We start from the raw sequence: 25,621 nt of genomic DNA on the forward strand, positions 1-25,621 counted from the left end.
CTGGTAGTTGCGGCTAAAGCCTCTCCCGCAAGAACGTGGATGCGCCGGAGAAAGCAGGCATGCCACAACACTGTGGGAGGGGCTTCAGCCGCGATAGCCGTGAACACAGGACTGGCCGCGCCCTCAACGCCAGACTCACACCTCCAATAGGAAGGTAACCGGCCCGTCGTTGACCAGGTGCACCTGCATATTGGCGCCGAAGCGTCCGGTGGCGACCTGCGGATGCTGGGCCTTGGCCATTTCGACCAGCGCATCGAACAGCGCAGCGCCCTGGGCAGGTGGCGCGGCACTGGAGAAGCTGGGGCGCATACCGCTTTTGGTGTCGGCTGCCAGGGTGAATTGCGAGACCAGCAATAGCCCGCCTTGCACGTCCGTCAGCGAGCGGTTCATCTTGCCCGCTTCGTCGCTGAATACGCGGTAGTTCAACAACTTGTGCAAGGCACGGGACAGGCTGGCCTGATCGTCCTGCGGCTCGATGCCGACCAGCGCCAGCAGGCCCTGATCGACGCTGCCTACCACCTCACCCTCGACCTCCACCCTTGCTGCGCTGACGCGCTGGAGCAGCAGCTTCATGCATCCTCCGGCGGCAGGTCGAGCAGGCGCCGGGCCATCTGTTCGGCTGCGCGGATCAGCGCGTCGGTGATACCGGGTTCCGCTGCAGAGTGCCCGGCGTCACGGATGATCTGCAGCTCGCTGTTGGGCCAGGCCTGATGCAGCGCCCAGGCATTGTCCAGCGGGCAGATGGCATCGTAGCGGCCATGCACGATGATGCCCGGCAAGTGAGCGATCTTCGGTATGTCACGAAGCAGCTGGTTGGGTTCAAGGAAGGCATCGTTGACGAAGTAGTGGCACTCGATACGGGCAATGGACAGCGCCCGATGCGCCTCGCTGAAACGATCGACTACCTGGGTATTGGGACGCAGGGTGGCGGTGCGACCTTCCCAGGTCGACCAGGCCTTGGCCGCATGCATCTGGGCGATCTGGTCGGTGCCCGTCAGGCGTTTGTAGAAGGCCTGCATCAGGTCACCACGCTCCTCGACCGGGATGGGCGCCACGTAATCTTCCCAGTAATCGGGGAACAGACGACTGGCGCCCTCCTGATAGAACCAGCTGAACTCCTGCGGCCGGCACAGGAAAATGCCACGCAGGATCAGTCCATGCACGCGCTGCGGATGCGCCTGTGCATAGGCCAACGCCAGGGTCGAGCCCCAGGAGCCACCGAAGAGCACGAACTTGTCGATGCCCAGATGTTCGCGAATACGTTCGATATCGGCGATCAGCGCCTGGGTGGTGTTGTTCTCCAGGCTCGCGTGCGGCGTCGAACGACCGCAACCACGCTGGTCGAAGGTGACGATACGATACAGGGCGGGGTCGAAATAGCGGCGGCTGGCTGAATCGCAGCCTGCGCCAGGACCTCCATGAATGAACAGTACCGGCAACCCGTCCGCAGAGCCGCTCTCGTCGATGTACAGTACGTGCGGCTGCTCGACCGCCAGTTCGTGGCGAGCGTAGGGTTTGATCTCCGGGTACAAAGTCTGCATGGTTGGCTCCTGTTGGCTGGGCTACAACTGCCGTGTTCCACTCTGCCCGGCATCATAACCATGAAAAGGAAGTTCAGCATGTCGATGCGTCATCTGGCTTGGTCGCTGCTCATGTCCTTCACCCTCCTGCTCGCCGGCTGCGGCGGTCGCGACGACCCACAGGCAGCTCTGGAGGCGGCTGTTCAGCAGTTGCAGGACAACATCGAGGCCAAGAGCACCGGTGCGGTGCTGGAGCAGTTGCATGGCGACTTCCTGGCCCGCCAGGAACTCGACCGTGAGTGGGCCAAGCGCACCATGACCCTGCTTTTCCTGCGCCACAAGAACATCAAGGTCATCGCACTGGGCAAGAACAGCTGGATCGACGCGGCGATCAGCAGCAAGGGCTATACCGAAGCCCAGGTCGGCCTGAGTGGCGCCGAGGGGTTGATCCCCGACAGCGCGCGGCACTACTCGGTAAAGCTGGAATGGTGGCTCGACGGTGACGAATGGAAGCTGGCGCGCCTGGACTGGGAGTGACGACGTAGCCCGGATGCAATCCGGGATATCCAGGGCAGATATCCCCGGACTGCATCCGAGCTAGAGCTGGATCACTCGGCCTGGCGCCAGATCAGGTCGGACGTGACGTAGCCCTGCTCGCGCGCGACGCTGAGCAGCTTGTCGCGGGTTTCCTGATCCACCTCCGGGGTGCGTGACAGCAGCCACAGGTACTTGTGCTCCGGGTGACCGACCAGCGCCACGCGATAGTCCTCGTCGTGGTAGATCACCCAGTAGTCGCCCTTGATCGGCAGCAGCTTGCTGGCCCAATTGTCGAAGCGCACCCACAGCTTGTCGGTTTGCCCTTCGACCTGAGGCTCGGCCACACCCTTGGCCTCGATCCACTCACCGTCCCTGTCGCGACAGCGGTTGGTCACGTCGATGCGACCATCGTCACGCAGGCCGTAGTGTGCCTCCGATTGCACGCAGTGGCGCTGGAAGAACATGGGCAGACGTGCCAGTTCGTACCAGGTGCCCTGGTAGCGCTGCAGGTCGACCTGCATGGTCTGCGGTGGCGGTTTGGAGATGCTGCCGGTGCCAGAGTTGGCACAGCCCGCAAGGGCGAGAATGGCGCTGGCGATTAGGATCGAACGCATGGAAGCTCCTGTTTACTTGAGTCCCTTGCCGGAGAACAGCATGACCTTGTCCCCGGCGTACTGGACACTGATATAGGCCTTGTCGTCACCCCAGGTGCAGCTGCTCACCCCCAGTGCGCCCGCACACTCGCCCGGGGCACCGAGCAGGCTTTCCACTTCCTGCTTGCTCATGCCCGCCTTGAGCTTGGAATAGTTGTCCTGATTGACCTTGCTGCAGGCGGCGAGCAGACAACAGGCGAGCAACGCGACGATACGCATCGACATGGATGAAACTCCTGATGGGAAGGTGCCAGCAAGCTTGGCATAGCCGGCGATGACTTGCCCGCTTGGAGTTCAGAAACGCGAGCCGGGTTCCCGCAGGAAGGCTTGCTCTTCGTCAGTGGAGGTACGCCCCAGAATCACGTTGCGATGAGGAAAGCGACCGAAACGGGCAATCACCCGCTGATGACGCTCGGCGAAATCGAGGAAGCTGGCGAACAAAGGCCGCTCAGCGGCAGTGGCTTCGTTCAGCAGATCAGCAAACAGCTCGACCGCGCGGTCCTGCAACGACAGATCTTCCGCGTGCTCGAAGACCAGATAGGCAAAGACGCGCTGGATCGGCGTCAGCCTGCGATCCCAGCCACGATCCAGGCCACTACGCAATAGCGGCCGAGCCAGACTGTCGCCGGCAAAGGCCCGCGGCGTATCGCGAAAGATCATGCGCGGCAGCTGATCGAGCAGGATCAGCTGCGCCAGCCAGCCTTGCGGATCGTCCGCCCAGCCGTGCAGCTCGCCAGCCAGTGCCTGCTCGACCAGGGCGCCGAAGCGCACCTCGGCCTCACGATCCTGGCTGTCACGCTTGCCGAACCACAACCCATGGCGCGCGGCCGACACCTCGGTAGCGCTGCCGTCGGCACCGAACCACCAATCGAGCAGCGGTTGCCAGACGTGCATCAGCTGCGGTGGTAGGCGGTGATACGCAGCACTTCTTCCTTGGAGCCAAGGTAGACCGGCACGCGCTGGTGCAGGGAAGTGGGCTGGATATCGAGAATACGCTGGCTGCCGTCGGTGGCTGCACCACCGGCCTGTTCGATGATCATCGACATCGGGTTGGCCTCGTACATCAGACGCAGCTTGCCCGGCTTGTCCGGCTCACGGGCATCACGCGGGTACATGAACACGCCACCACGGGTAAGAATGCGGTGCACATCGGCCACCATCGAAGCGATCCAGCGCATGTTGTAGTTGCGCCCCAGCGGTCCGGTTTCACCGGCCAGCAACTCGGAGACATAGCGCTGTACCGGGGCTTCCCAGTGGCGCTGGTTGGACATGTTGATGGCGAATTCCTTGGTGGACTCCGGCACCTTGATGTTGTCATGGGTGAGCACGAAGCTGCCCAGCTCACGATCCAGGGTGAAGCCCTTCACGCCATCGCCAAGGGTCAGCATCAGCATGGTTTGCGGGCCATAGATGGCGTAGCCGGCCGCGACCTGCTGAGTACCCGGCTGGAGGAAGGCCTCTTCGCCCAGATCACCGGTTTCACCGTTACGTTCAGGGCTGCGCAGCACCGAGAAGATGGTGCCGACCGAGACGTTGACGTCGATATTGCTGGAGCCATCCAGCGGGTCGAATACCAAGAGATAAGCGCCTTTCGGATACTTGCCGGGGATCTGGTAGGCGTTGTCCATTTCCTCGGACGCCATGCCGGCCAGGTGACCGCCCCACTCGTTGGCTTCGAGCAGGATCTCGTTGGAGATCACGTCGAGTTTCTTCTGCACTTCGCCCTGCACGTTTTCGCTGTCCAGGCTGCCCAGCACGCCGCCAAGGGCGCCCTTGGAGACCTGGTGGCTGATCGCCTTACAGGCCCGCGCCACGACTTCGATAAGGAAGCGCAGGTCGGCCGGGGTATTGTGGCTGCGAGTCTGCTCGATCAGGTAGCGGCTCAGGGTGACGCGGGACATGGACGGCTCCGGAAAGGGGAAAAATCGCGCGCAGTTTAACCCGAGTCGCCGCGCAATGCTGCCTGCCGGGATGGATGGCTGAGATCGGCGCCTGCCAGCGGCCCGCAAACGCGATTGCGCCCGTCGCGCTTGGCCTGGTAAAGCGCAGCGTCAGCCGCCTGCAGCAGCTCATCGAGTGCCTGCCCCTGCTCAGGCCAATGGGCCAGGCCGGCAGACAGGGTCACACGCTGGTCGCCGCCACGGGTGGCGACATCCTGAGTCGCCAGTTGCGCGCAGATGCTTTGCAGACGTTCGCTGGCCTCGCGCGGATCGGCGCCCGGCAAGATCAGCAGAAACTCTTCGCCGCCGATACGAAACACCGCATCGGTGCTGCGCAGGTTATCCAGCAGGTGCTGCGCGACGGCCTTGAGTACGTCGTCGCCGACCAGGTGGCCGCATTCGTCGTTGAGGCGCTTGAAGTGATCGAGATCGATCAGGGCCAGCGCCAATGGCAGGTTCTCGCGCTGCGTCCTGGCCAGTTCGCGCTCGAAGAACTCATCCAGATAACGGCGGTTGTACAACCCGGTCAGCGGATCACACAAAGCCTGCTCGCGCAGTTGCTCGTGCAGGCTGGAGATGGTGCGCAGACGCTCCTCACTCAGCGCCAGCGCTTCAGCCAGCTTGAGTTCACTGAGGTGGCGCTGGGTCACGTCACGGATGTAGAGCATATGGCCCAGCAGGGTCGGACCATGGCGGCTGGCGCGCTGGATGGCGCGCACACGCACCTCGTAGTAGCGCGCGGCGCTGGTCAGCGTCAACGGCAGGTCCTGCTCGGAGCCCTTGTGCTCTTGCAGCAACTGCTGCAGATCGGCGCCGAAAACCGGCCAATGCCCCAACTCGGTGCCTTGCCATCCCGATTGCAGGCCTGCCAGTTTCAGTGCCGCCGGGTTGGCCTCGATCACACGCCCACGCGGGTCGATCACCAGCACCGGATCGAGCAAGGCTTCGAGCAGCAGATGACGGGCCACCGGCAACAGGTCGAACAGGCGCACCCCGACGATCAACCAGGAGAACGCCACCAGGGTGAATGCGAAACTGAAGGGCGTCGGGTCGAAGCCGAACAGCGTCCAGCCGACCCCCACATAACCGACATTGGCCACCCAGGGCACTGCGGTGACCAGCACGAAGCCCAGATAATGGCGGCGATGCAGTCCCTGGCTCAGCGCCGCGGCGCGCGTCACCACGCCCATGCAGAAGGCCATGAACAGGTAGACGTAGACGGCAGTCGCGTAGAACAGCGGGCCATGCTCGTAGCGCACCGGCGCACCCAGGCTGGCGTCGACCGGCGCACTACCGGCCCCGTAGAACAGACCATGCCAGGGGTTGCTCAGCGCCAGTCCCCAGACCAGCAGCGGCACCAGGCTCAACCCGAGGATGCTGCTGCGTGCCAGAGGCGCGCGCATGCTGTTGACGTATTGCCAGAGGAAGACGGCCCAGAACGTGGGCGTGGAAACGATGCCGGGCCAGGCCATGCTGGCCCAGAACATCTTGCAGTCGGCACTGAGGAAGGTCATTTCCAGCGCCGCAGCCACCATCCACCAGAGGCTGGCCAGATGCAGCAGGATGAAACTGTCACGTCCGGGAAAGTCGCGCTGGCGGGTCACCCAGTGCGCCAGCAGGATCACGCCGAGGCACACCAGCAGCGTCACCAGCACCGGCGCCGAGAAACTCCAGCCGGAAGCCATGCAGGCCTGCATCAGCGACGCCTCCGCATTCCCGACGAAGCAGTGCGTGAGTCGCATGCGCAAGCGACGCGAGGCGGCTGGACAATGACGCGAATCGAAATACGCAAGGGCCTTCCTGACCTTCCATGCTGGATTGGCGCGGGGTGCCTAAGATACTGCAAAAGCCCTGCCGCTTGTTGGTCCATGCCGCTCAGGCGTCTGGCGGGCGACGCAGCACACTGGCGGCCATCGCGGCCAGCAACCCAACGCCCACCAGCAGTACAGCCCAGAGTCCCCAACGCTGCCAGTCCTGACTGGGGCCGGCTTGGGATTCGACCGAAGCAGCAAGCGGCTCGGCCAACTCGGCACGACCAAGAATGGCGAGTCTTTCCGCTTGATAGCCGGGGATCAGGGTGTGCAGCGGCAATGCTGCCGACGGTGCATTCGGGTTACCCAGCGCCAGCCGATAAGGCGGCTCGCCACGGGCGAGAAATACCAACTGCGTCGCGCGGAGTGCGACCTGCATGCGCGGCATATCCCCGCCCAGGCCGCCGCCACGCGCATCCACCTGCATACGCAGCTGTCGCACTGGCCAACCGGGCAGCGTCAACGCATCGTTCACCACTTCGCGGCCGGCCTCGGGCAGGCGGTAGAGAACCCCGCTGACCAGCTGTCGCCAGGCGCCCTGATCACTGCTGCGCGCCTCGAAGCGCAGTGGCGCCAGCGTGTTGCTCTGTTCCAGCTCGACGCGCAGTCGCTCCAGAGGCAGGGACAGGGGCAACTGCCACTGATACTGCCCCTCAACACTGGTCTGCGCCGACAGGGGCTCTGACCACACCAGAGGCGCCGCCTGATGAGTCAGCCGCTGACTGCGCAGGGTAACGGCCTGCAGTTGCGGGGCCTGTAAGGGGTTGCTCCACAGCAGGCGCAGATAACGGGCACGCTGGCCGGGCAGTTCGACCCGGCGCTGATCGATGCGCTCGTCGGCGAAGCTCAGGCGCGCCATCTGCCCTTCCCCCCAACTGCGCCAGTGCTGCAGATCGTCACTGGCCTCGATACTGAAGCGCTGAAACCCGTCCTCTGCCCCGCTCCAGTCCAGGTTCAGACGCACCAACGGCGCGTCGATGGCACTGGCATCGAGCAACCAGCCCCGCAGTTGCTGCTCGCTTTCGGCCGGCGCCTCGCCGCGCAGCTCGATCAGCGTGCCAGTGGTGCTGCGCTCGACACGTAGCGCGGGCATTTCCTGGGCATCGACGCGGCCCCTCAACGGGAACCAACGCACGCCATGCTCCTGTTCCTGCTGCACGCTCTCGCTGCGACCCGGAATCAGCGCATAGGCCTGCATCTGGCCGTTGCTGTCGAATACGCGCAGATCACGCAAATCACCATGCCCGGCGGCGAGGTGAGCGGCGAAGGGCAACTCCAGGCGATACCAGGGGCCCTCGCCGGCGAGTTGCAGGGCAGCGCTGTGCCGATAGTCCTGAGGTTTCTCGCTGGCCTGGCTGAGCATACTCAGCGAGAGGCCCAGGAGCAGGCCCCAACGGATAAGGTTCATACGGCAGACTCCTGTTCGTCAGCAGCCCGTTCTTCGTCCTTGCGCGGCGGTAGCGGGGCGAAATAGCCCACCACCAACAGCAGCACACCGACGCCGATGAACGAGACGATGCGTTCCAGGCCGCCCCGGTTGCCCAGCTCGACGAAGAACAACTTGGCCACTACCAGGGCGATCAGTGCGGCGCCGACCAGCCACAGTTCACGACGCCCGCGCAAATGGCCGAACAGCATCAGCGCCAGGGCGATCAGCGTCCAGACGATGGACCAGCCAGCCTGCACCAGCATCGAGTCGAACAATGCCGACGTCTGCCAGGGCACGCCGCCCCAGTGGTGCACGGTACGCATCACCATCACCGTCAGCAGGGCGAACAGCGAAACACCTGCCACGCCCTGCACCACCGGCATCGCCCGCACCGGCGCCAGGCCGAAGCGCGGCAGGGCATCGCGCGCCCAGACGAACAGCGCGCCCAGGCACAGCAGCAAACCCAACTCCAGTGGGTTGAACAGCGGCAGATACGGCAGCGGATCACTGTCGCCGGCGCTATTGGCGTTGGCCAGCCAGAACCAGGCGAGCATCAATACGGCCAGGGGCGCCGCCGCCCACAGCCGGTACTCGCGCTCGAAGCTGGCCACCGGCCAGGGCAGGCGGCGACCCTGCGCCATCAACCATAGATAGGCGGTCGGCAGCAGCGCCCAACCCAGCCAGCGCCAGGCGTTGTAGTGATCGGACAGGCTCAGCAGCAGATAACGCAGCTCCAGCGCCAGCACGCCGAGCAGCAGCCAGCAACCGAGCACATGGGCGACGCTGACTGCTCTACGCGGCAGCAGATCGACCAGGGACCGCAGAATAAGCAGATGCACTGCGATCACGGCAGCCCAGCCCACCCAGCCGAAGTGCGCAGCTGGATGGTAGAAGGAATGCCAGGCATGGATCAGGATCAACCCTGCCACCGGCGCCAGCAGGCTGCACAGCGTGGCCAACTCGCTCCAGCGGGTGCGCAACGCCAGCAGCATCCAGATCAGAGCCGACAGCGCTGCCATTACCAGCAACACGCTGGCCTGCCTATCTACAGTCACGAAGCGCATCACTTCACAGGCCAGTGCCAGGGCCCACCAGGCGGCGCCCCAGGCCAGCAGCAACTGGCCCAGACGCTGCAGACTGACGCCATCGAGGCCGGTGTCCCGTCCGCTGCGCGCCAGGCTGTGCAGGCGCCAGGCGCCAACCTGCGCAGCCAGACCAAGTACGGCGGGCGTCCAGAAGCCCGTGTGCGCCAGCGGCGACAGGCCTTCGCCACTGATGCCCGACAGCAGTAACGGCCCGGCCGCGAGGAAAGCCAGGCCGGCGAATACCTGCAGCGTCAGGCTGAACAGGAAAGCCGCGCGCTGCCGCAGATACAGCGCCAGCCACAGAATCAGCAACCCCGTCCCGCCCCACACTGCCGCAGCCGCCACCCAGGGCAGCACGAACAGCACCGCCAGATTGATGAACACCAGCCCAACCAGCATGACCATCGACAATACGCCGAGCAGCCGACGGTTCTCGCGGATCTGCGGATCACGTGCCGCCAGCAGCATGCCGGCGATCAGCCCCAGACCGACCATCGACGCCGCCAGCAGGCCGAACCAACCGGTGCTGAAACCACCACGCCCGAACAGCGAATCCAGCGCCATCTGCCCGAGGAACAGCAAGCCGCCGAGCAACTGGATGGCGAAGGCGCTGTAGACGAAGCTTGGCGCGGCGATACGCAGGCCGACGAACAGGGTCGCCAGCCCGGCCAGCGCCCAGGCGATGGCCGTACCCGGCGCAGCGAACAGCAGCGGCGCAATCAGATAGATGAACGCCAACCCGGCCAGGCCCAGCCAAGGCAGCAGGCGATTCTCCCTGGCGTTCGCCGCTTCGGGCATCGAGCGCAATTGCCAGTAGCTGAACAGCAGCGCTACGCCGAGCATCAACGCGCCCAGGGGCGCACCGTCAAGCAGGCTGCCGTCGCCATGATCCAGACCACTGACGAACGCCAACGCCGCGCCCACCTGTAGCAACAACGCGAACGCACGCGCCAGCGGCCGCCCCTGACGCAGGCCCAACCAGAAGATGCCGGCGCCTTCCACGGCCCAGGCCGCTGCCGTCCAGCGCGCATCCAGGCCGAGCGGAATGGCCAGGCTGGCGAACACCACGCCGAGCGCCAGGCAGGTTTCCACCAGCAACAGTGCGCGGTCGCCAGCACGCGCCTTGAGCACCCGTACCAGCAGCAGATAGAACAGGCCCAGCCCCAGGGCGCTGAACGCCGCGGCGAACTCGATATGTCGAACCAATGCGACTTGCAGACCGAACCCGATCAGCGGCGGACCGAACAACGTGGTGGCATCGACGTAGTCGCCACGGCGCAGGGACCAACGCAGCAATTCGTCACGCGCCTCAGGCGCATCCGCTGCGTCGCGCAGGGTGCGGCGAGCGAAAAGCAGGCCGATGGCCACGTACATCAGGAAGAACAGGATCAGGAATGGCTGAGTGCTGCCCAGCAGTTCCGGCGTGTAGGAACGCAGCCCCCACGCGAAACCGATGCCGAAGGTGCCGACGAAGCCGATCAGGTTGAGCAGCCGCCAGGCCTTGAACCAGGCGATGGCGAAGATGCCGGCATTGAGCAGAGCGAAGTAGGAAAACAGCGCGACATGATTGCCGCTACCGGTGGAGGTGAGGATTGGCGCAGCGAAGCCGCCCAGCGCCGCAGCAGCCGCCAGGCCAAGCGCGTTCTGCTGCACGGCAAGGATGGCCGAGAACAGCGTCACCGCCACCAGCAGGCCGAGGGCCATGCCAGGGTCCAACAACGGATGCAGGCGCATGGCAGCGAACACCGTCAGATACAGCACGGCGATGCCGGTGCCCTGCAGCACCAGAGCATAGCTGCGGTTGCGCCGGCGCAGCCACCAGCCAAGGCCAAGCAACGCCAGTGCACTGGCCGCAACGCCCATGTAGCGCAGCTCCACCGGCACCTCGACACCTTCGGTGGCGTAACGCAGGAGGAAGGCCAGACCAAGGAACAGCAGCACCACGCCAACCCGCAGTACGGTGTTACCGCCAAACAACCAGGCCTTGGCGGCAGCGATACCACGCTCAATCAGATTCGGCTCGCGCGGTGGTTGCTCACGCCAGGGGCTTTGTTGTGGTGCCGGTTGGGGCTGGTGAGCGACCTGTGCGGCCAGTGGCGCAGGTTCATCGACAGGCTGCGATGTTTCGACGTCCGGCAGCGGATCAAGCGTCCAGTCCAGTTCGGGCTGCGGCTGCTGCGGCTCTTCAGCAACGGACGGCTCAGACACTGGGCTAGAGACGGGTTCGACAGGGACAGATTCCGGCTCGCCATGCTCGACCTTGACCAGGCGTTCGTGGATGGCGCGAGTTCCGCGATCAAAACGTTCAGCGAAGTCCTTGAGCTGCGCAGCCAATTGCGCGTTACGCGTCTCCAGACCCTGCAGACGTAGCGCCTGGCCCAGACTGAGGCCGATCAGACCGCCCAGAAGCGCACCCGTGACCGATTCGCTGGCGCCCACACCGAGCACCAAACCGACCAGCATGAAGATCCATTGCATGCGTTATGTCCCAACCTTGAGAAAGAGGTCGCCTCGCGTTCCTAGCAGGCCGCCCGAGACGAGCCACAGTATAGGAGTCGTCCCCAGAGAGACGACTGCCAAGCTGTTCACAGGCACAACGGAAAACGATCAGCCGCCAGCCGGTGCTTCACAAACGCCCCGCGCCCGCTATTATCGCCGCCCCCGTGACAGCAGCGGCGCAGACCGCACGATAGCCAAAACCATGATGAAGCCCCGCCTGATAGCCGCTGCAGAAATCGACCGCCTGGAAACCTGGGCCAAATACACCAGCGACATGTGCCACAGCTGCATGTCCACCTGCTGCACCATGCCGGTTGAGGTGCGCCTGAACGACCTGATCCGCCTGGAGCTGGTGGACGAGTTCGAGCGCAGCGAGCCGCCGAAGAATATCGCCAAGCGCTTGCAGAAGGACGGCATCGTCGAGCGCTTCAACCAGAAGTCGGGCATTTTCACCCTGATCCGCATGTCCAATAACGACTGCCTGTTCCTCGACCGCAAGACACGCCTGTGCACGGTCTACGAGAAGCGCCCGGACACCTGCCGCCACCACCCCAAGGTCGGTCCACGGCCTGGGTATTGCGCGTACAAGCCGAAGTAAGGCTGGTCACGCGGGCACTGGCTCTGGTGCACACAGCGCATTCTACGAAGCCCGGCGCAGGCCGATAACACGCCCGACGCAGGCTGGGCGTTGCAGGTTCTGCTGTTCGGCAGCCAGGTGCGCCACCCGCTCGGCCACCTGTTGGTCGAACAGCGCCGCACGGCCAACGGCACTGTCGATATTCATCAGCATCTGCTCGCTTTCCGCCAGGCTGGCGTCTTCGCCCGGCCGATAAAGGCCATGGTGGATATGCAGGCGCTTGGCGTCATGCGCCAGCAACTGAGTGCGTACCTCGACCTCTTCGCCCTCCTTCACCTCCGCCAGGAAGTTGAGATGGCACTCCAGGGTGTACAGGGAGTTCCCGGTGCGGGCGCGACCCGCTTCGTCGAGGCCCAGCACGTCCATCAGCGCATCGGTGGCGTGGCTGAAGATCAGCAAATAGAAGGCATCGCGCAGGTGGCCGTTGTAGTCGACCCAGTCGCGGGAGATAGTGGTTTGGTAGCTGGTCATCGGCTTGACTGGCATGCATGCGACTCCTGAAGTGCCCCTCTCCCCCAGCCCCTCCCCCGCAAGTGGGAGAGGGGAGCCAGACAGACGGTTGGCCGTAGGGTGCGCCGTGCGCACCGGGAATGACTCGGTTTACTCGGCGAACGCGAACCCATGCTTGGCCTTGGTCTGGCGGATCGCCTCCAGCACCGCCAGCAGGCAATCATCGCGATAGCGCTCCAGGGCATCCAGGCTGCGTTCGCCTTGCTGCTCGGCGGTGCCTTCGACCACGGCATCGATCAACCCTTCGGTCAGTTCCGGCGCCTCCAGATAGGTCCAGGGCAGCTTCAGCGCCGGGCCGAACTGAGCCATGAAGTGGCGCATGCCGGCCGGGCCGCCGGCCAGGGTGTAGGTCAGAAAGCTGCCCATGAACGACCAGCGCAGGCCGGCACCGAAGCGGATCGCATCGTCGATTTCGCCGGTAGTGGCCACCCCGTCGTTGACCAGGTGCAGCGCCTCGCGCCACAGCGCTTCGAGCAGGCGGTCGGCGATAAAGCCCGGCACTTCCTTGCGTACGTGCAGCGGGCGCATGCCCAGCGACTCGTACACCTTGATCGCTGCCTGCACCGCGTCGGGCGCCGTCTTCGCACCGCCCACCACTTCCACCAACGGCAGTAGATACACCGGATTGAACGGATGACCGACCACGCAGCGCTCAGGGTGCGCGGCGTCTGCATAGAACTCACTGGGCAACAGGCCCGAGGTGCTGGAACCGATCAGTACATCCGGACGTGCCGCAGCGCTGATCTGCGCGTGCAGCTCGCACTTGAGGTCGAGGCGTTCGGGCGCACTTTCCTGGATGAAATCGGCATCGCACACGCAGTCTTCGATGCTATCGACGAAACGCAGACGATTCAGCGAAGCGCCAGGTGCCAGGCCCTGCTTTTCCAGCGCCGGCCAGGCGTTGGCCAGACGCGTGCGCAGCGCAGCCTCGGCGCCAGGCGCCGGGTCCCAGGCGATCACGTCGAGGCCGTGGGCCAGGGCGCGGGCGATCCAGCCGGCGCCGATGACGCCGGTGCCAAGGGCGGCGAAGGTCTTGATATCGGTGACGAAGGTCATGGTTGAACTCCGGTAGCCCGGATGCAATCCGGGAAATTGGCGTTAGGGAATGCTCCCGGGTTGAATCCGGGCTACGGGACTGTCGCGGCTAAAGCCCCTCCCACAAGAGCAGCGCAAACCTGTGGGACGCGGCGGGCGGCGTTCCGCTTTAGTCGCGACGCTTGAGCTTCATCTTTTCCCGCCCTTCGGCCGGGCTCAGGGCACGGCCGCCGAGGCGTTCGATGATCTCGATGGCGCGTTCGACCAGTTGGCCGTTGCTCGCATGCACGCCACGGTCCAGCCAGATGTTGTCCTCCAGCCCTACCCGCACGTGGCCGCCGAGCAGCATGGCCTGGGCGACCATGGGCATCTGCATGCGACCGATACCGAAGCCGGCCCAGGTGATGCCCGGCGGCAGGTTGTCGGCCATGGCCTTCATGGTCGTGGTGTCGGCCGGCGCGCCCCAGGGAATGCCCAGGCACAGCTGGATCAGCGGGTCGTCCAGCAGCCCTTCCTTGATCATCTGCTTGGCAAACCACAGGTGGCCGGTATCGAAGATTTCCAGCTCGGCCTTCACGCCCAGCTCGGTGATGCGCTTGGCGCCGGCACGCAGTTGCGCCGGAGTGGAGACGTAGATGAAGTCACCGTCGCCGAAATTCAGGGTGCCGCAGTCCAGGGTGCAGATTTCCGGCAGCAACTCCTCGACATGCGCCAGGCGGGTGATCGGCCCGACCAGATCGGTACCGGCACCGAACTCCAGCGGCTGCTCGCCCCGGCCGATCTCCAGGTCGCCCCCCATGCCAGCGGTGAGGTTGATGATCACGTCGGTGTCGCTTTCGCGGATGCGCTCGACCAGCTCGCGGTACAGCGCCACGTCACGGCTTGGCTTGCCGGTCTGTGGGTCGCGCACATGGCAATGGGCGACGGTGGCGCCGGCCTTGGCCGCCTCGATGGCGGCGGCAGCGATCTCCTTGGGGGTGACCGGGATCGCCGGGTGCTTGCCGACGGTGTCGCCAGCGCCGGTCACCGCGCAGGTGACGATAACCTCGTAGTTCATTTTTGACTGTCCTTTCCAGGGGCGAACGAGTGCCGACGGCAGGGCCGCAGACGTTTTGCAAAAAGGGAATCGGCGCCGGCTCACCCGGCGCCCAGGTATCAGTTGCCGGCGACCAGCGCGGCGTTGGCGGGTTTGCCGTCCAGCGTGGTAACGCCCTCGAGCCAGGCCTCGACCACCTGCGGATTGGCCTTGATCCAGTCACGCGCTACCTGTGCAGGCTGCTTGCGATCCATGATCGGCTGCATCAGCTCGGCTTCCTGCGCACTGGTGAAGCGCAGGCTGGTCAGCAGACGGTTGGCGTTGGGGCAGCGTTCGGCGTAATCCGGCGCGGTAACGGTGGACACCGTGGCGGCACCGTCATTGGGGCCGAACACGTCCTCGGTGCCGGTGAGGTAGGTGATCTGCATCGACAGGTTCATCGGGTGCGGTTTCCAGCCGAAGAACACCACCGGTTTCTCGTTACGCGCCGCGCGGCCGACGGCAGCGAGCATGCCAGCCTCGCTGGACTCCACCAGCTTGAAACCGCCCAGGCCGAACTGGTTGGAGTCGATCATTTTCTGGATCGCCGTATTGGCGCCGGAGCCGGCCTCGATGCCGTAGATCTTGCTATCCAGCTCGTCCTTGAATTTAGCAATGTCGGCCAGGGTCTTGAGTCCCTTGTCAGCGGTGTAGCTGGGCACGGCGAGCACGGCCACGGCGTCATCCAGCGACGGCTCTGCCGCGACCTTGACCGCACCGGCATCGAGGAAGGGCTTGATGTTGTCGTCCATGATCGGCTTCCAGTAACCGAGGAATGCGTCGATCTGTCCCTTCTGGATACCGGCGAAAATGATCTGTTGCGACGCCTGGGTCTGCTTGGTTTCGTAGCCGAGGCCGTGCAGCAGTTCGCTGGCGACGGCAGTGGTGGCGACCACGTCGGTCCAGCCGACGGCGCCGATGCGAACATTCTTGCAACTGGCGTCGTCGGCCAGCAGGGAGGTACTGAACAGGCTCAGGGTGCAGCACGCGGCCAGCGCGGTAAGACCTTTCATCTGGGTGCTCCTCATCGTGTCACAGCGGTTCTATTTCGTTTTTCTAGAGGCCTGCCAGCGGACAGAACCCCCACCGTGCTCGGGGAATCTCGTCTCCCGATGAATGCACCTTACGCTTCGACTTCACGCCAAACTCACACTTGAGCGACTATTCATTGACCTATATCGACTTTCTGCTTGTATGAAAGCCATGCTGGCCCATTAATCTTTCGACATGCGCGTAGCCCGGATGCAATCCGGGAGTCCGACCCCGGATTGCATCCGGGCTACCTGCCACCTCCGATACCGGCGCCATGAGCTGTATGCCCCAGACCTTCTGCTTCCTGCTGCTACCCGGCTTTTCCATGATGGGCCTGATGTCCGCCATCGAGCCGCTGCGCGTGGCCAATCGCTTTCGCGGCGAGCTGTATCGCTGGCGCCTGCTCAGCCAGGACGGCAAAGCCGTGCAGGCCAGCAACGGCATGTCGCTCAACGTCGACGACAGCCTGGAACTGCCAGGGGAAAGTCGAGCACTGTTCGTGGTCGCCGGTTTCGAGCCGCTGGCCCATTACGACCACACTCTGGCGCATTGGCTGCAACGCCGCGAACCCGAGTTGGCCGTGCTCGGCGGTATCGACACCGGCAGCTTCGTGCTGGCCGAGGCCGGGCTGTTCCAGCATCAGCGTCTGACCCTGCACTGGGAAGCCATCGACGCCTTCCGTGAGCGCTACCCGGCGTTGCTGGTCACCCAGGAGCTGTTCGAGATCGATGGCAAACGCATCACCAGCGCCGGCGGCACCAGCAGCCTCGACCTGATGCTCGGCCTGATCGGTCAGGAACACGGCGAGCCGTTGGCGGTGCAGGTGTCCGAGCAGTTTGTGGTCAGCCGCATCCGCACCCGCCTGGACCACCAGCGCATGCAGGTGGCCAGCCGTTACGACCTGCACAACAAGAAGCTGGTGCGGGTGATCGGCGAGATGGAGCGCCAGTGCGAGCAGCCCCTGCCCAGCGAAGCGCTGGCTGAGCGGGTCGGCATCACCGTGCGTCAGCTGGAGCGCCTGTTCCGTCATCATCTGGCGACCACGCCGTCGGCCTTCTATCTGGGCCTGCGCCTGGACAAGGCGCGCCAGTTGCTTCGTCAGAGCGACCTCAGCGTGCTGGAGGTGAGCCTGGCGTGCGGCTTCGATTCGGCCTCGTACTTCTCGCGCTGCTACCGCAAGCGCTTCGCCGCCAGCCCCAGCCAGGATCGCCATGAGCGGCCAGGCAGCTAGCAGGCTGTTGAAAAACTACCTGCGTTGCCATTGCTGCGTTAAACACAGGCTGGAACGCCAGCCCGAGCTAGGCGCCCCCATCAAAATGCTCATCTACAACTCGTAAAGTCGAGCACGACTCCGATCGTTTTTCGCCTGTTTTTGCGGGGCCGCCATCGGTATTGCACTGGCTGCCTCGGCTCTGGCTTCCTACTTCGCGCTACCTCCTGCATCCATGCAGTCGTCGCCTGCGTTTTTCAACGACCTGCTACGCGGTAGGGGCGAAACCACGGCATATCCGTTCGCGACCTCGACTTGACGCTTTCGGCAAACCCCCAGTCGTTTTTGCACCGGGTCGCCCTGCCCCCCAGGGATAAGCTCTCCCCAAAGCGCCGACGACCGACTCGGCGCATACGTTTAGGGGACAAGCCTGATGAGCCCAGCCGAATTGCACGCCGACAGTATCGTCATCGACGGTCTGATCATCGCCAAGTGGAACCGCGACCTGTTCGAGGACATGCGCAGGGGCGGCTTGACCGCTGCCAACTGCACGGTGTCCGTGTGGGAAGGTTTCCAGGCCACGGTGAACAATATCGTTGCCAGCAACAATCTGATTCGCGACAACAGCGACCTGGTCATGCCGGTGCGCACCACCGCCGACATCCGCAAGGCCAAGGAGCAGGGCAAGACCGGCATCCTCTACGGTTTCCAGAACGCCCACGCCTTCGAGGACCAGATCGGCTACGTCGAGGTGTTCAAGCAGCTCGGCGTGGGCATCGTGCAGCTGTGCTACAACACCCAGAACCTGGTCGGCACCGGCTGCTACGAGCGCGACGGCGGCCTGTCCGGTTTCGGCCGCGAGATCGTCGCCGAGATGAACCGCGTCGGCATCATGTGCGACCTGTCCCACGTCGGCTCCCAGACCAGCGAGGAAGTCATCCTCGAATCGAAGAAACCGGTCTGCTACTCCCACTGCCTGCCTTCCGGCCTGAAAGAACACCCACGCAACAAGTCCGACGAAGAGTTGAAGTTCATCGCCAACCACGGCGGCTTCGTCGGCGTGACCATGTTCGCGCCGTTCCTGGCCAAGGGCATCGACTCGACCATCGACGACTACGCCGAAGCCATCGAGTACGTGATGAACCTGGTCGGCGAAGACGCCATCGGCATCGGCACCGACTTCACTCAGGGCCACGGCCAGGACTTCTTCGAGTACCTGACTCACGACAAGGGCTACGCCCGGCGCCTGACCAACTTCGGCAAGATCGTCAACCCGCTGGGCATCCGCACCGTGGGCGAGTTCCCCAATCTGACCGAAACGCTACTCAAGCGAGGCATGTCCGAGCGCGTGGTGCGCAAGGTCATGGGCGAGAACTGGGTGCGCGTATTGAAGGATGTCTGGGGCGAGTGAGCCTTTTTAACTGCCCCTCTCCCCCGGCCCCTCTCCCATAAATGGGAGAGGGGAGCAAAGCGGCCGGTATGCGTTTGAAGTCATGCATACACGGACAGCCCCCTCTCCCGCTTGCGGGAGAGGGTTGGGGAGAGGGCAAAAATACCAACGAATTCTGGAGCTGAAAACACATGGCCACCCACGCCCCCGAAATGCCCATCGCCGTCGACGACGAAACCGGCGTCTGGACCACAGACGCCCTGCCGATGCTCTACGTGCCGCGCCATTTCTTCGTCAACAACCACATGGGCATCGAGGAAGTGCTCGGCGCCGACAAGTACGCAGAGATCCTCTACAAGGCCGGCTACAAGTCCGCCTGGCACTGGTGCGAGAAGGAAGCCGAGTGCCACGGCATCTCGGGCGCTGCGGTGTTCGAGCACTACATGAAGCGCCTGTCGCAGCGCGGCTGGGGCCTGTTCGAAACTCAGAAGCTCGACCTGGAAACCGGCCATGCCGAGGTCAAGCTCAAGCATTCGGCGTTCGTTTACGTCTACGGCAAGGTGAACCGCAAGGTCGACTACATGTTCACCGGCTGGTTCTCCGGTGCGATCGACCAGATCCTCGCCGCCAAGGGCAGCCCGATCCGCACCGTTACCGTGCAGCAATACAGCGGCGCCGAAGAGGGCCACGACGACGGCCTGTTCGTCACCCGACCACTCTGAGTCACCCATAAGAAATCCGTGGGGGCGGCCAGCGCCTCCCACAACGCTAGAGCGCTTACCGTGAGGATGCCGTAATGGCCTTCGAAGCAATGTTCCAGCCGATCCAGATCGGCAAGCTGACCATCCGCAACCGTGTGCTCAGCACCGCGCACGCCGAGGTCTACGCCACCGACGGCGGCATGACCACCGAGCGCTACGTGAAGTACTACGAAGAGAAGGCCAAGGGCGGCATCGGCCTGGCCATCTGCGGCGGTTCCTCGGTGGTGGCCATCGACAGCCCGCAGCAGTGGTGGAGTTCGGTCAACCTGTCCACCGACCGCATCATCCCGCACTTCCAGAATCTCGCTGACGCCATGCACAAGCACGGCGCCAAGATCATGATCCAGATTACCCACATGGGCCGCCGCTCGCGCTGGGACGGTTTCCACTGGCCGACCCTGATGTCGCCGTCCGGCATCCGCGAGCCGGTGCACCGCGCCACCTGCAAGACCATCGAAGTCGAAGAGATCTGGCGGGTGATCGGCAACTACGCGCAGGCCGCACGCCGTGCCAAGGAAGGTGGCCTGGATGGCGTCGAGCTGTCCGCCGTGCACCAGCACATGATCGATCAGTTCTGGTCGCCGCGCGTCAACAAGCGTACCGACGAATGGGGCGGCACCTTCGAGGGCCGCATGAAGTTTGGCCTGGAAGTATTGAAGGCCGTGCGCGCCGAGGTCGGTGACGACTTCTGCGTCGGCATGCGCATCTGCGGCGACGAATTCCACCCGGACGGCCTGTCCCACGAGGACATGAAGCAGATTGCTGCCTATTACGATGCCACCGGCATGCTCGACTTCATCGGCGTCGTCGGCTCGGGCTGCGACACCCACAACACCCTGGCCAACGTCATTCCGAACATGAGCTACCCGCCCGAACCCTTCCTGCACCTGGCGGCCGGCATCAAGGAAGTGGTCAAGGTGCCAGTGCTGCACGCGCAGAACATCAAGGACCCGAACCAGGCCACGCGAATTCTCGAAGGCGGTTACGTGGACATGGTCGGCATGACCCGCGCGCACATCGCCGACCCGCACCTGATCGCCAAGATCAAGATGGGCCAGATCGACCAGATCAAGCAGTGCGTCGGCGCCAACTATTGCATCGACCGTCAGTACCAGGGTCTGGACGTGTTGTGCATTCAGAACGCCGCGACCAGCCGCGAATATATGGGCGTGCCGCACATCATCGAGAAGACCACCGGCGCCAAGCGCAAGGTGGTGATCGTCGGCGGCGGCCCGGCTGGCATGGAAGCAGCGCGCGTAGCCGCTGAGCGTGGTCACGACGTCACCCTGTTCGAAAAGCAGGAACAGCTGGGCGGACAGATCACCCTGGCATCGAAAGCACCGCAGCGTGACCAGATCGCTGGCATCACCCGCTGGTATCAACTGGAGCTGGCGCGTCTGGGGATCGACCTGCGCCTGGGCACTGGCGCCGACGCAGCGAGCATCCTCGACCTGCGTCCGGACATCGTGGTGCTGGCCAACGGCGGCCATCCGTTCCTCGAACAGAACGAGCACTGGGGTGCGGCCGATGGCCTGGTGGTGAGCAGTTGGGACGTGCTAGCGGGCAAGGTCGCACCGGGCAAGAACGTGCTGGTGTACGACACCATCTGCGAATTCACCGGCATGTCGGTGGCAGACTTCCTCGCCGACAAGGGTGCGCAGGTGGAGATCGTCACCGACGATATCAAGCCGGGCGTGGCCATCGGCGGCACCAGCTTCCCGACCTATTACCGCAGCCTGTACCCCAAGGAAGTGATCATGACCGGCGACATGATGCTGGAAAAGGTCTACCGCGAGGGCGACAAGCTGGTGGCCGTGCTGGAGAACGAATACACCGGCGCCAAGGAAGAGCGGGTGATCGACCAGGTGGTGGTGGAGAACGGCGTACGGCCGGACGAGTCGCTGTACTACGCGCTGAAGGAAGGCTCGCGCAACAAGGGCCAGATCGACGTCGAAGCACTGTTCGCGATCAAGCCGCAACCCTGTTTATCCGAGTCGGGCGAGGGCTACCTGCTATTTCGCATCGGCGACTGCGTGGCCCAGCGCAACACCCATGCGGCGATCTACGACGCCTTGCGCCTGTGCAAGGATTTCTGATGCTTGCCTCCCCTCTCCCTGCGGGAGAGGGGCCGGGGGTGAGGAATTGTTGGCGCGACTGGATTATCCCTCGCCGGACATCCCCCTCACCCCAGCCCTCTCCCAGAGGGAGAGGGGGCTGACCGGATCGCCTTGAGGTCCCCCTAAGGAGACCAACGAATGCTGAATACCCTACTCCCCATTCTGCTCTTCGCTGCGCTCAGCCTCGCTGTGCTGGGCGCGTTGAAGCGCTTCCTCATGTGGCGCCGTGGCCGACCATCGAAGGTCGACTGGCTTGGCGGTCTGCTGCAGATGCCGCGCCGCTATCTGGTGGACCTGCACCACGTGGTCGAGCGCGACACGTACATGTCCAGGACCCACGTGGCCACCGCCGGTGGCTTCGTTCTCGCGGCGGTGCTGGCCATCGTCGTGCACGGTTTCGGCCTGCACAACCGCATCCTCGGCTTCGCCCTGCTGGGCGCCACGGTGCTGATGTTCGTCGGTGCCCTGTTCGTCGCCAAGCGCCGCCTCGACCCACCGTCGCGCCTGTCAAAAGGCCCATGGATGCGTTTGCCGAAAAGTCTGCTGATGTTTGCCGCCAGCTTCTTTATCGCCACGCTGCCGGTGGCCGGTATCCTCCCCGAACACTTCGGTGGCTGGAGCCTGGCCGTCATCCTCGCCATCGGCGTGGCCTGGGGCGTGTCGGAGTTGTTCCTCGGCATGACCTGGGGCGGACCGATGAAACACGCCTTCGCCGGCGCCCTGCACCTGGCTTGGCACCGCCGTGCCGAGCGCTTCGGCGGCGGTCGTTCCACCGGCCTGAAAGCCCTGGATCTGGACGACCCGAAAGTCCCGCTGGGCGTGGAGAAACCCTCAGACTTCACCTGGAATCAGTTGCTCGGCTTCGACGCCTGCGTGCAGTGCGGCAAGTGCGAAGCCATGTGCCCGGCCTTTGCCGCCGGCCAGCCGCTGAACCCGAAGAAGCTGATTCAGGACATGGTCATCGGCCTGGCCGGTGGCAACGACGCCAAGTTCGCCGGCAGCCCTTACCCTGGCAAACAGCTCGGCGAACACAGCGGCGGCCCGCACCAACCCATCGTGTCGCTGCAAGGCAAGGCCCTGGTGGATGCCGACACGCTATGGTCGTGCACCACCTGCCGCGCCTGCGTCGAGGAATGCCCGATGATGATCGAGCACGTCGATGCCATCGTCGATATGCGCCGTCATCTGACCCTCGAGAAGGGGGCGACCCCGAACAAGGGTGCCGAGGTGCTGGACAACCTGATCGCCACCGACAACCCGGGCGGCTTCAATCCGGGTGGACGCCTGAACTGGGCGGCCGACCTGAACCTGCCACTGCTCGCCGACAAGGGTGAAACCGACGTGCTGTTCTGGGTCGGTGATGGCGCCTTCGACATGCGCAACCAGCGCACCCTGCGCGCTTTCGTGAAGATCCTCAAGGCTGCCGACGTCGACTTCGCCGTGCTCGGCCTGGAAGAGCGCGACAGCGGCGACGTAGCTCGCCGCCTGGGCGATGAAGCGACCTTCCAGCACCTGGCCAAACGCAACATTGCGACGATGGCCAAGTACCGCTTCAAGCGCATCGTCAGCTGCGACCCGCACAGCTTCCACGTACTGAAGAACGAATACGGCGCACTCGGCGGCAACTATCAGGTACTGCATCACAGCACCTTCATCGACGAACTGCTGCGCAAGGGCTCGCTGAATCTCGGCCAGAGCAAGGCCACCAGCGTGACCTACCACGACCCCTGCTACCTCGGCCGCTATAACGGCGAATACGAGGCACCGCGCGCCGTGCTCAAGGCCATCGGCATCGAGGTCAGGGAAATGGAGCGTTCGGGCTTTCGCTCGCGCTGCTGCGGTGGTGGTGGCGGCGCACCGATCACCGACATCCCCGGCAAGCAGCGCATCCCCGACATGCGCATGATCGACATCAAGGAAACCGGCGCCGAACTGGTGGCTGTTGGTTGCCCGCAATGCACCGCGATGCTCGAAGGCGTGGTCGCGCCGCGCCCGGAAATCAAGGACCTCGCCGAGCTGGTGGCCGAGGTGCTGATCGAAGCCACCGAGGTGGCGGCAAAAAAGCCAGCAGCCAGGCGTGAACTGGTAGAGGTGCAGTGATGCACTTGCCGAGCTACCACGGCTCCGCTTGCCTCGCCTCTCCCTCCGGGAGAGGCGCCGGGGGTGAGGGCCTTCACCCTGCCGCCCATTCCACCTTCACCCCAACCCTCTCCCAAAGGGAGAGGGTGCCGAACAGTTGGAGGCTCCAGAGATGAGCGACATCATCCGCCGCGACCCTCGCGCCGAGTGGATCGCCCGCAACCGCCTGCACCCGCTGCATGCAGCCATGCAGAGTCAGAAGCTAACCAGCTGGATGGGCCCCAACGGCATCATCCGCAAGAACCCGCACGCTATCGCCGCCGGTTTCGTCGGCCCGGCCGGGCTCAAGCGGATCGATCGCAGCGGCGCCCAGCACGGCACCGCCGGCAAGCGCAGCAGCGCCAGCGTCGAGGTGCAATTGCCACTGCATGTCATCGAGCAACCAGCCTTCCATATCTGCGTGGTACCGGACATGGTCGGCGGCCGCCTGTCCAGCCATGACAAGGACCTGCTCGGCCTGGCCCGCAAGCTGGCCGGTGACAGCGGTGCGGTGGTCGCCGTAGTGTTCGGCGAGGACAAGGAAAACGCATTCGACACGGCCGGTGTCGACCGCCTGCTGCGCGTCCAGGGCGACACCTTCGACGGCTATGCGCCGGAAGCCCGCGTGCTCGCCCTGAGCGCCATGGAAAGCCAACTGGCGCCACGTCACTGGCTGCTGCCCGACAGCCGCACCGGTGGCGGCGAGCTGGGTCGGCGCCTGGCCGCCAAGCTCGGTGAACGTCCGGCTACGCGCGTCTGGCAAGTCGCTGGCGAACAGGCCATCGGCCGTGCCGGCAGTGGCCAGCAGGACATCCAGCGCGCGCTGCCACGGCTGATTCTGGCCACCGCCGAATGCGCCGAGCCGGTCAGCGAAACCCGCCATGAAGCTCGTCCGCTGGAACTGGCTGAAAAGGTCGCCCACAGCCTGCCGCGCATCGCAGATCTCGGCCCGGTGGCCGTGGACCCGGCGCAAATCCCCATGGCCGAAGCCGAGTTCATCCTCTCCGGCGGCAACGGCGTGAAAGACTGGAATCTGTTCCACCAGGCCGCCGTCGCCATCGGCGCCACCGAAGGCGCTTCGCGCGTGGCGGTGGACGACGGCTTCATGCCGCGCAACCGCCAGGTCGGCGCCACCGGCACCTGGGTCACTGCCCGCGTCTACCTGGCCGTGGGTATCTCCGGCGCCATCCAGCACCTGCAGGGCATCGGTGCCTGCGACAAGGTGGTGGCGGTGAACATGGACCCTGGCTGCGACATGATCAAACGCGCCGACCTGTCGGTGATCGGCGATTCGGCGGCGATCCTTCAAGCCCTGATCGAACGCGTCGCTGCCTGGCGCCAGGAGGGCAAGCGTGATGCGGCGTAGCCCGGATGAAATCCGGGGCCACCACCATCTTTCCCGGATTGCATCCGGGCTACGAGGGAGCCATGACTGATCTGAATATCGTTACCCTGGTCTCGGTGGGTGCACATCCGACCTCGGGTCGGCCACGCCGCGCCGAGCAGGACGCCCGTGCGGTGGAACTCGGCCTGCGCCTGAGCGGACTCAACCTGGCCGGCTCAAACCTGCAAGTGCTGCATGCAGGCGACCCGCAAGCCGAAGCCCTGCGCGGCTACCTGGGCATGGGCCTGGAACAGCTCCATGTGCTGGAGCAGCCCGAAAGTGCCGATGCCCTGCCGCTGCTGGTCGACTATCTGCAAGGCAGTCGCACGCAGCTGGTACTCACCGGCAGCCAGGCGGAAACTGGCGAAGGCTCCGGCATGCTGCCGTTCCTGCTGGCCGAGCGCCTGGGCTGGCCGATGGTCGTCGGCCTGGCCGAAGTGGAGAAAGTCGAGAATGGCGTGGCCCAAGTGCTGCAAGCCCTGCCTCGCGGCCAGCGGCGTCGCCTCAAGGTGCGCCTGCCCTGCGTGGCCAGCGTCGACAACGCCGCCCCGGTAGCCCGCCAGAGTGCCTTCGGCCCGGCACGGCGCGGGCAGATCGAGGCCCATGAGGTGACCGTGGTGGACGACCCGTTGCTGGTCGAAGCCAGCCTGCAGCCGGCCAAACCAAGACCCAAGCGCCTCAAGGTGATCAAGGCGAAAACAGGGGCGCAGCGGATGAAGGCTGCTACGGCAAAAGCCAGTGGTGGTGGCGGTCAGGTGCTCAAGGATGTCTCGCCACAGGAAGGAGCAGAGGCTATCTTCAAGCTATTGATCGAAGAAGGGGTTCTGCGCTGACCGAAGGTGAAGACCCACTGCACAGCGCCTGCCTCGCCAAAAGGA

At 64.5% G+C, this 25,621-nt stretch carries 22 protein-coding genes; 9 read left to right on the plus strand and 13 right to left on the minus strand.

What is annotated here, in order from left to right; all coding sequences use genetic code 11:
* Positions 1-135: 135 nt before the first annotated feature.
* Both dtd and pip read right to left on the minus strand, forming a co-directional pair.
* Positions 136-573 carry a D-aminoacyl-tRNA deacylase gene (dtd, locus tag H3221_RS03245; RefSeq protein ID WP_196475547.1) on the minus strand — a complete coding sequence of 146 codons (438 nt, stop codon included), beginning with the start codon at positions 571-573 and terminating at the stop codon, positions 136-138.
* Positions 570-1,541, minus strand: coding sequence for a prolyl aminopeptidase (pip, locus tag H3221_RS03250; RefSeq protein ID WP_196475546.1), 972 nt, complete (start codon positions 1,539-1,541; stop codon positions 570-572). Before pip ends, dtd begins: the two co-directional genes overlap by 4 nt.
* A 78-nt stretch (positions 1,542-1,619) precedes the next feature.
* Between pip and H3221_RS03255 the strand changes: the two genes are divergently transcribed.
* Positions 1,620-2,057: a hypothetical protein gene (locus tag H3221_RS03255; RefSeq protein ID WP_196475545.1), complete on the plus strand. Its 438-nt coding sequence runs from the start codon at positions 1,620-1,622 to the stop codon at positions 2,055-2,057.
* A gap of 71 nt (positions 2,058-2,128) precedes the next feature.
* Here the strand turns inward: H3221_RS03255 and H3221_RS03260 are convergent, their stop codons facing one another.
* From H3221_RS03260 to H3221_RS03290, 7 genes are all read right to left on the minus strand, one after another.
* On the minus strand, positions 2,129-2,671 hold the full coding sequence (locus H3221_RS03260) for a lipocalin family protein (protein ID WP_196475544.1): 543 nt from the start codon (positions 2,669-2,671) through the stop codon (positions 2,129-2,131).
* A gap of 12 nt (positions 2,672-2,683) precedes the next feature.
* On the minus strand, positions 2,684-2,935 hold the full coding sequence (gene bamE / locus H3221_RS03265) for an outer membrane protein assembly factor BamE domain-containing protein (RefSeq protein WP_196475543.1): 252 nt from the start codon (positions 2,933-2,935) through the stop codon (positions 2,684-2,686).
* Positions 2,936-3,004: 69 nt separating this feature from the next.
* On the minus strand, positions 3,005-3,604 hold the full coding sequence (locus H3221_RS03270; RefSeq protein ID WP_196475542.1) for a DUF924 family protein: 600 nt from the start codon (positions 3,602-3,604) through the stop codon (positions 3,005-3,007).
* On the minus strand, positions 3,604-4,611 hold the full coding sequence (locus tag H3221_RS03275; RefSeq protein ID WP_192980300.1) for a class 1 fructose-bisphosphatase: 1,008 nt from the start codon (positions 4,609-4,611) through the stop codon (positions 3,604-3,606). Before H3221_RS03275 ends, H3221_RS03270 begins: the two co-directional genes overlap by 1 nt.
* A gap of 35 nt (positions 4,612-4,646) precedes the next feature.
* Complete coding sequence (locus H3221_RS03280) at positions 4,647-6,347, minus strand: histidine kinase N-terminal 7TM domain-containing diguanylate cyclase (RefSeq protein ID WP_196475541.1); 1,701 nt, start codon at positions 6,345-6,347, stop codon at positions 4,647-4,649.
* Between the two features lie 178 nt (positions 6,348-6,525).
* Positions 6,526-7,869: a DUF3999 domain-containing protein gene (locus H3221_RS03285; protein ID WP_196475540.1), complete on the minus strand. Its 1,344-nt coding sequence runs from the start codon at positions 7,867-7,869 to the stop codon at positions 6,526-6,528.
* The gene (locus H3221_RS03290) at positions 7,866-11,453 is read right to left on the minus strand and encodes a DUF2339 domain-containing protein (RefSeq protein WP_196475539.1); all 3,588 of its coding nucleotides are present in this window, start codon (positions 11,451-11,453) and stop codon (positions 7,866-7,868) included. The genes H3221_RS03285 and H3221_RS03290 overlap by 4 nt, the downstream gene beginning before the upstream one ends.
* Positions 11,454-11,676: 223 nt before the next feature.
* On the opposite strand from H3221_RS03290, the gene H3221_RS03295 reads away from it, so the two are divergent.
* A complete protein-coding gene (locus tag H3221_RS03295) occupies positions 11,677-12,072 on the plus strand; it encodes a YkgJ family cysteine cluster protein (protein WP_192980304.1) in 396 nt (131 codons plus the stop codon).
* A 42-nt stretch (positions 12,073-12,114) separates the two neighbouring features.
* On the opposite strand, the gene H3221_RS03300 is transcribed toward H3221_RS03295, so the two are convergent.
* The 4 genes from H3221_RS03300 to choX all read right to left on the minus strand — a co-directional run bounded on the left by H3221_RS03300 (position 12,115) and on the right by choX (position 15,744).
* Positions 12,115-12,597 carry a thioesterase family protein gene (locus H3221_RS03300; protein ID WP_196475538.1) on the minus strand — a complete coding sequence of 161 codons (483 nt, stop codon included), beginning with the start codon at positions 12,595-12,597 and terminating at the stop codon, positions 12,115-12,117.
* A gap of 114 nt (positions 12,598-12,711) precedes the next feature.
* Positions 12,712-13,677 carry an L-carnitine dehydrogenase gene (locus H3221_RS03305; protein ID WP_196475537.1) on the minus strand — a complete coding sequence of 322 codons (966 nt, stop codon included), beginning with the start codon at positions 13,675-13,677 and terminating at the stop codon, positions 12,712-12,714.
* 148 nt (positions 13,678-13,825) lie between these two features.
* A complete protein-coding gene (locus tag H3221_RS03310; RefSeq protein ID WP_196475536.1) occupies positions 13,826-14,713 on the minus strand; it encodes a BKACE family enzyme in 888 nt (295 codons plus the stop codon).
* A gap of 98 nt (positions 14,714-14,811) precedes the next feature.
* The gene (gene choX, locus H3221_RS03315; protein WP_196475535.1) at positions 14,812-15,744 is read right to left on the minus strand and encodes a choline ABC transporter substrate-binding protein; all 933 of its coding nucleotides are present in this window, start codon (positions 15,742-15,744) and stop codon (positions 14,812-14,814) included.
* A gap of 302 nt (positions 15,745-16,046) precedes the next feature.
* Between choX and H3221_RS03320 the strand changes: the two genes are divergently transcribed.
* The 7 genes from H3221_RS03320 to etfB all read left to right on the plus strand — a co-directional run bounded on the left by H3221_RS03320 (position 16,047) and on the right by etfB (position 25,576).
* Positions 16,047-16,994, plus strand: a complete 948-nt coding sequence (locus tag H3221_RS03320; RefSeq protein ID WP_196475534.1) for a GlxA family transcriptional regulator — start codon at positions 16,047-16,049, stop codon at positions 16,992-16,994.
* A 412-nt stretch (positions 16,995-17,406) separates the two neighbouring features.
* Positions 17,407-18,384, plus strand: coding sequence for a dipeptidase (locus H3221_RS03325; RefSeq protein WP_196475533.1), 978 nt, complete (start codon positions 17,407-17,409; stop codon positions 18,382-18,384).
* A gap of 170 nt (positions 18,385-18,554) precedes the next feature.
* Positions 18,555-19,085 (plus strand): DUF5943 domain-containing protein, encoded by a 531-nt coding sequence (locus tag H3221_RS03330; RefSeq protein ID WP_196475532.1) that lies wholly within the window; start codon positions 18,555-18,557, stop codon positions 19,083-19,085.
* Positions 19,086-19,159: 74 nt separating this feature from the next.
* Positions 19,160-21,220: a dimethylglycine demethylation protein DgcA gene (gene dgcA / locus H3221_RS03335; RefSeq protein ID WP_196475531.1), complete on the plus strand. Its 2,061-nt coding sequence runs from the start codon at positions 19,160-19,162 to the stop codon at positions 21,218-21,220.
* Positions 21,221-21,379: 159 nt separating this feature from the next.
* A complete protein-coding gene (gene dgcB, locus H3221_RS03340; protein ID WP_196475530.1) occupies positions 21,380-23,341 on the plus strand; it encodes a dimethylglycine demethylation protein DgcB in 1,962 nt (653 codons plus the stop codon).
* A 151-nt stretch (positions 23,342-23,492) separates the two neighbouring features.
* The gene (etfA, locus tag H3221_RS03345) at positions 23,493-24,725 is read left to right on the plus strand and encodes an electron transfer flavoprotein subunit alpha (protein WP_196475529.1); all 1,233 of its coding nucleotides are present in this window, start codon (positions 23,493-23,495) and stop codon (positions 24,723-24,725) included.
* A 62-nt stretch (positions 24,726-24,787) separates the two neighbouring features.
* Positions 24,788-25,576 (plus strand): electron transfer flavoprotein subunit beta, encoded by a 789-nt coding sequence (gene etfB / locus H3221_RS03350; RefSeq protein ID WP_196475528.1) that lies wholly within the window; start codon positions 24,788-24,790, stop codon positions 25,574-25,576.
* Positions 25,577-25,621 lie beyond the last annotated feature (45 nt).

This window comes from Pseudomonas chaetocerotis (genome assembly GCF_015712105.2).
Lineage (GTDB): Bacteria > Pseudomonadota > Gammaproteobacteria > Pseudomonadales > Pseudomonadaceae > Aquipseudomonas > Aquipseudomonas chaetocerotis.

Bases quoted from the DNA above. Each gene is read 5' to 3' on its own strand.
- H3221_RS03325 (WP_196475533.1), top strand. From the start codon at position 17,407: ATGAGCCCAGCCGAATTGCACGCCGACAGTATCGTCATCGACGGTCTG.
- dgcA (WP_196475531.1), top strand. From the start codon at position 19,160: ATGGCCTTCGAAGCAATGTTCCAGCCGATCCAGATCGGCAAGCTGACC.
- etfA (WP_196475529.1), top strand. From the start codon at position 23,493: ATGAGCGACATCATCCGCCGCGACCCTCGCGCCGAGTGGATCGCCCGC.
- H3221_RS03255 (WP_196475545.1), top strand. From the start codon at position 1,620: ATGTCGATGCGTCATCTGGCTTGGTCGCTGCTCATGTCCTTCACCCTC.
- H3221_RS03285 (WP_196475540.1), bottom strand. From the start codon at position 7,869: ATGAACCTTATCCGTTGGGGCCTGCTCCTGGGCCTCTCGCTGAGTATG.
- H3221_RS03290 (WP_196475539.1), bottom strand. From the start codon at position 11,453: ATGCAATGGATCTTCATGCTGGTCGGTTTGGTGCTCGGTGTGGGCGCC.
- H3221_RS03305 (WP_196475537.1), bottom strand. From the start codon at position 13,677: ATGACCTTCGTCACCGATATCAAGACCTTCGCCGCCCTTGGCACCGGC.
- H3221_RS03300 (WP_196475538.1), bottom strand. From the start codon at position 12,597: ATGCCAGTCAAGCCGATGACCAGCTACCAAACCACTATCTCCCGCGAC.
- dtd (WP_196475547.1), bottom strand. From the start codon at position 573: ATGAAGCTGCTGCTCCAGCGCGTCAGCGCAGCAAGGGTGGAGGTCGAG.
- H3221_RS03275 (WP_192980300.1), bottom strand. From the start codon at position 4,611: ATGTCCCGCGTCACCCTGAGCCGCTACCTGATCGAGCAGACTCGCAGC.
- etfB (WP_196475528.1), top strand. From the start codon at position 24,788: ATGACTGATCTGAATATCGTTACCCTGGTCTCGGTGGGTGCACATCCG.
- H3221_RS03280 (WP_196475541.1), bottom strand. From the start codon at position 6,347: ATGCAGGCCTGCATGGCTTCCGGCTGGAGTTTCTCGGCGCCGGTGCTG.
- pip (WP_196475546.1), bottom strand. From the start codon at position 1,541: ATGCAGACTTTGTACCCGGAGATCAAACCCTACGCTCGCCACGAACTG.
- H3221_RS03320 (WP_196475534.1), top strand. From the start codon at position 16,047: ATGCCCCAGACCTTCTGCTTCCTGCTGCTACCCGGCTTTTCCATGATG.
- bamE (WP_196475543.1), bottom strand. From the start codon at position 2,935: ATGTCGATGCGTATCGTCGCGTTGCTCGCCTGTTGTCTGCTCGCCGCC.
- H3221_RS03310 (WP_196475536.1), bottom strand. From the start codon at position 14,713: ATGAACTACGAGGTTATCGTCACCTGCGCGGTGACCGGCGCTGGCGAC.
- H3221_RS03295 (WP_192980304.1), top strand. From the start codon at position 11,677: ATGATGAAGCCCCGCCTGATAGCCGCTGCAGAAATCGACCGCCTGGAA.
- H3221_RS03330 (WP_196475532.1), top strand. From the start codon at position 18,555: ATGGCCACCCACGCCCCCGAAATGCCCATCGCCGTCGACGACGAAACC.
- choX (WP_196475535.1), bottom strand. From the start codon at position 15,744: ATGAAAGGTCTTACCGCGCTGGCCGCGTGCTGCACCCTGAGCCTGTTC.
- H3221_RS03270 (WP_196475542.1), bottom strand. From the start codon at position 3,604: ATGCACGTCTGGCAACCGCTGCTCGATTGGTGGTTCGGTGCCGACGGC.
- H3221_RS03260 (WP_196475544.1), bottom strand. From the start codon at position 2,671: ATGCGTTCGATCCTAATCGCCAGCGCCATTCTCGCCCTTGCGGGCTGT.
- dgcB (WP_196475530.1), top strand. From the start codon at position 21,380: ATGCTGAATACCCTACTCCCCATTCTGCTCTTCGCTGCGCTCAGCCTC.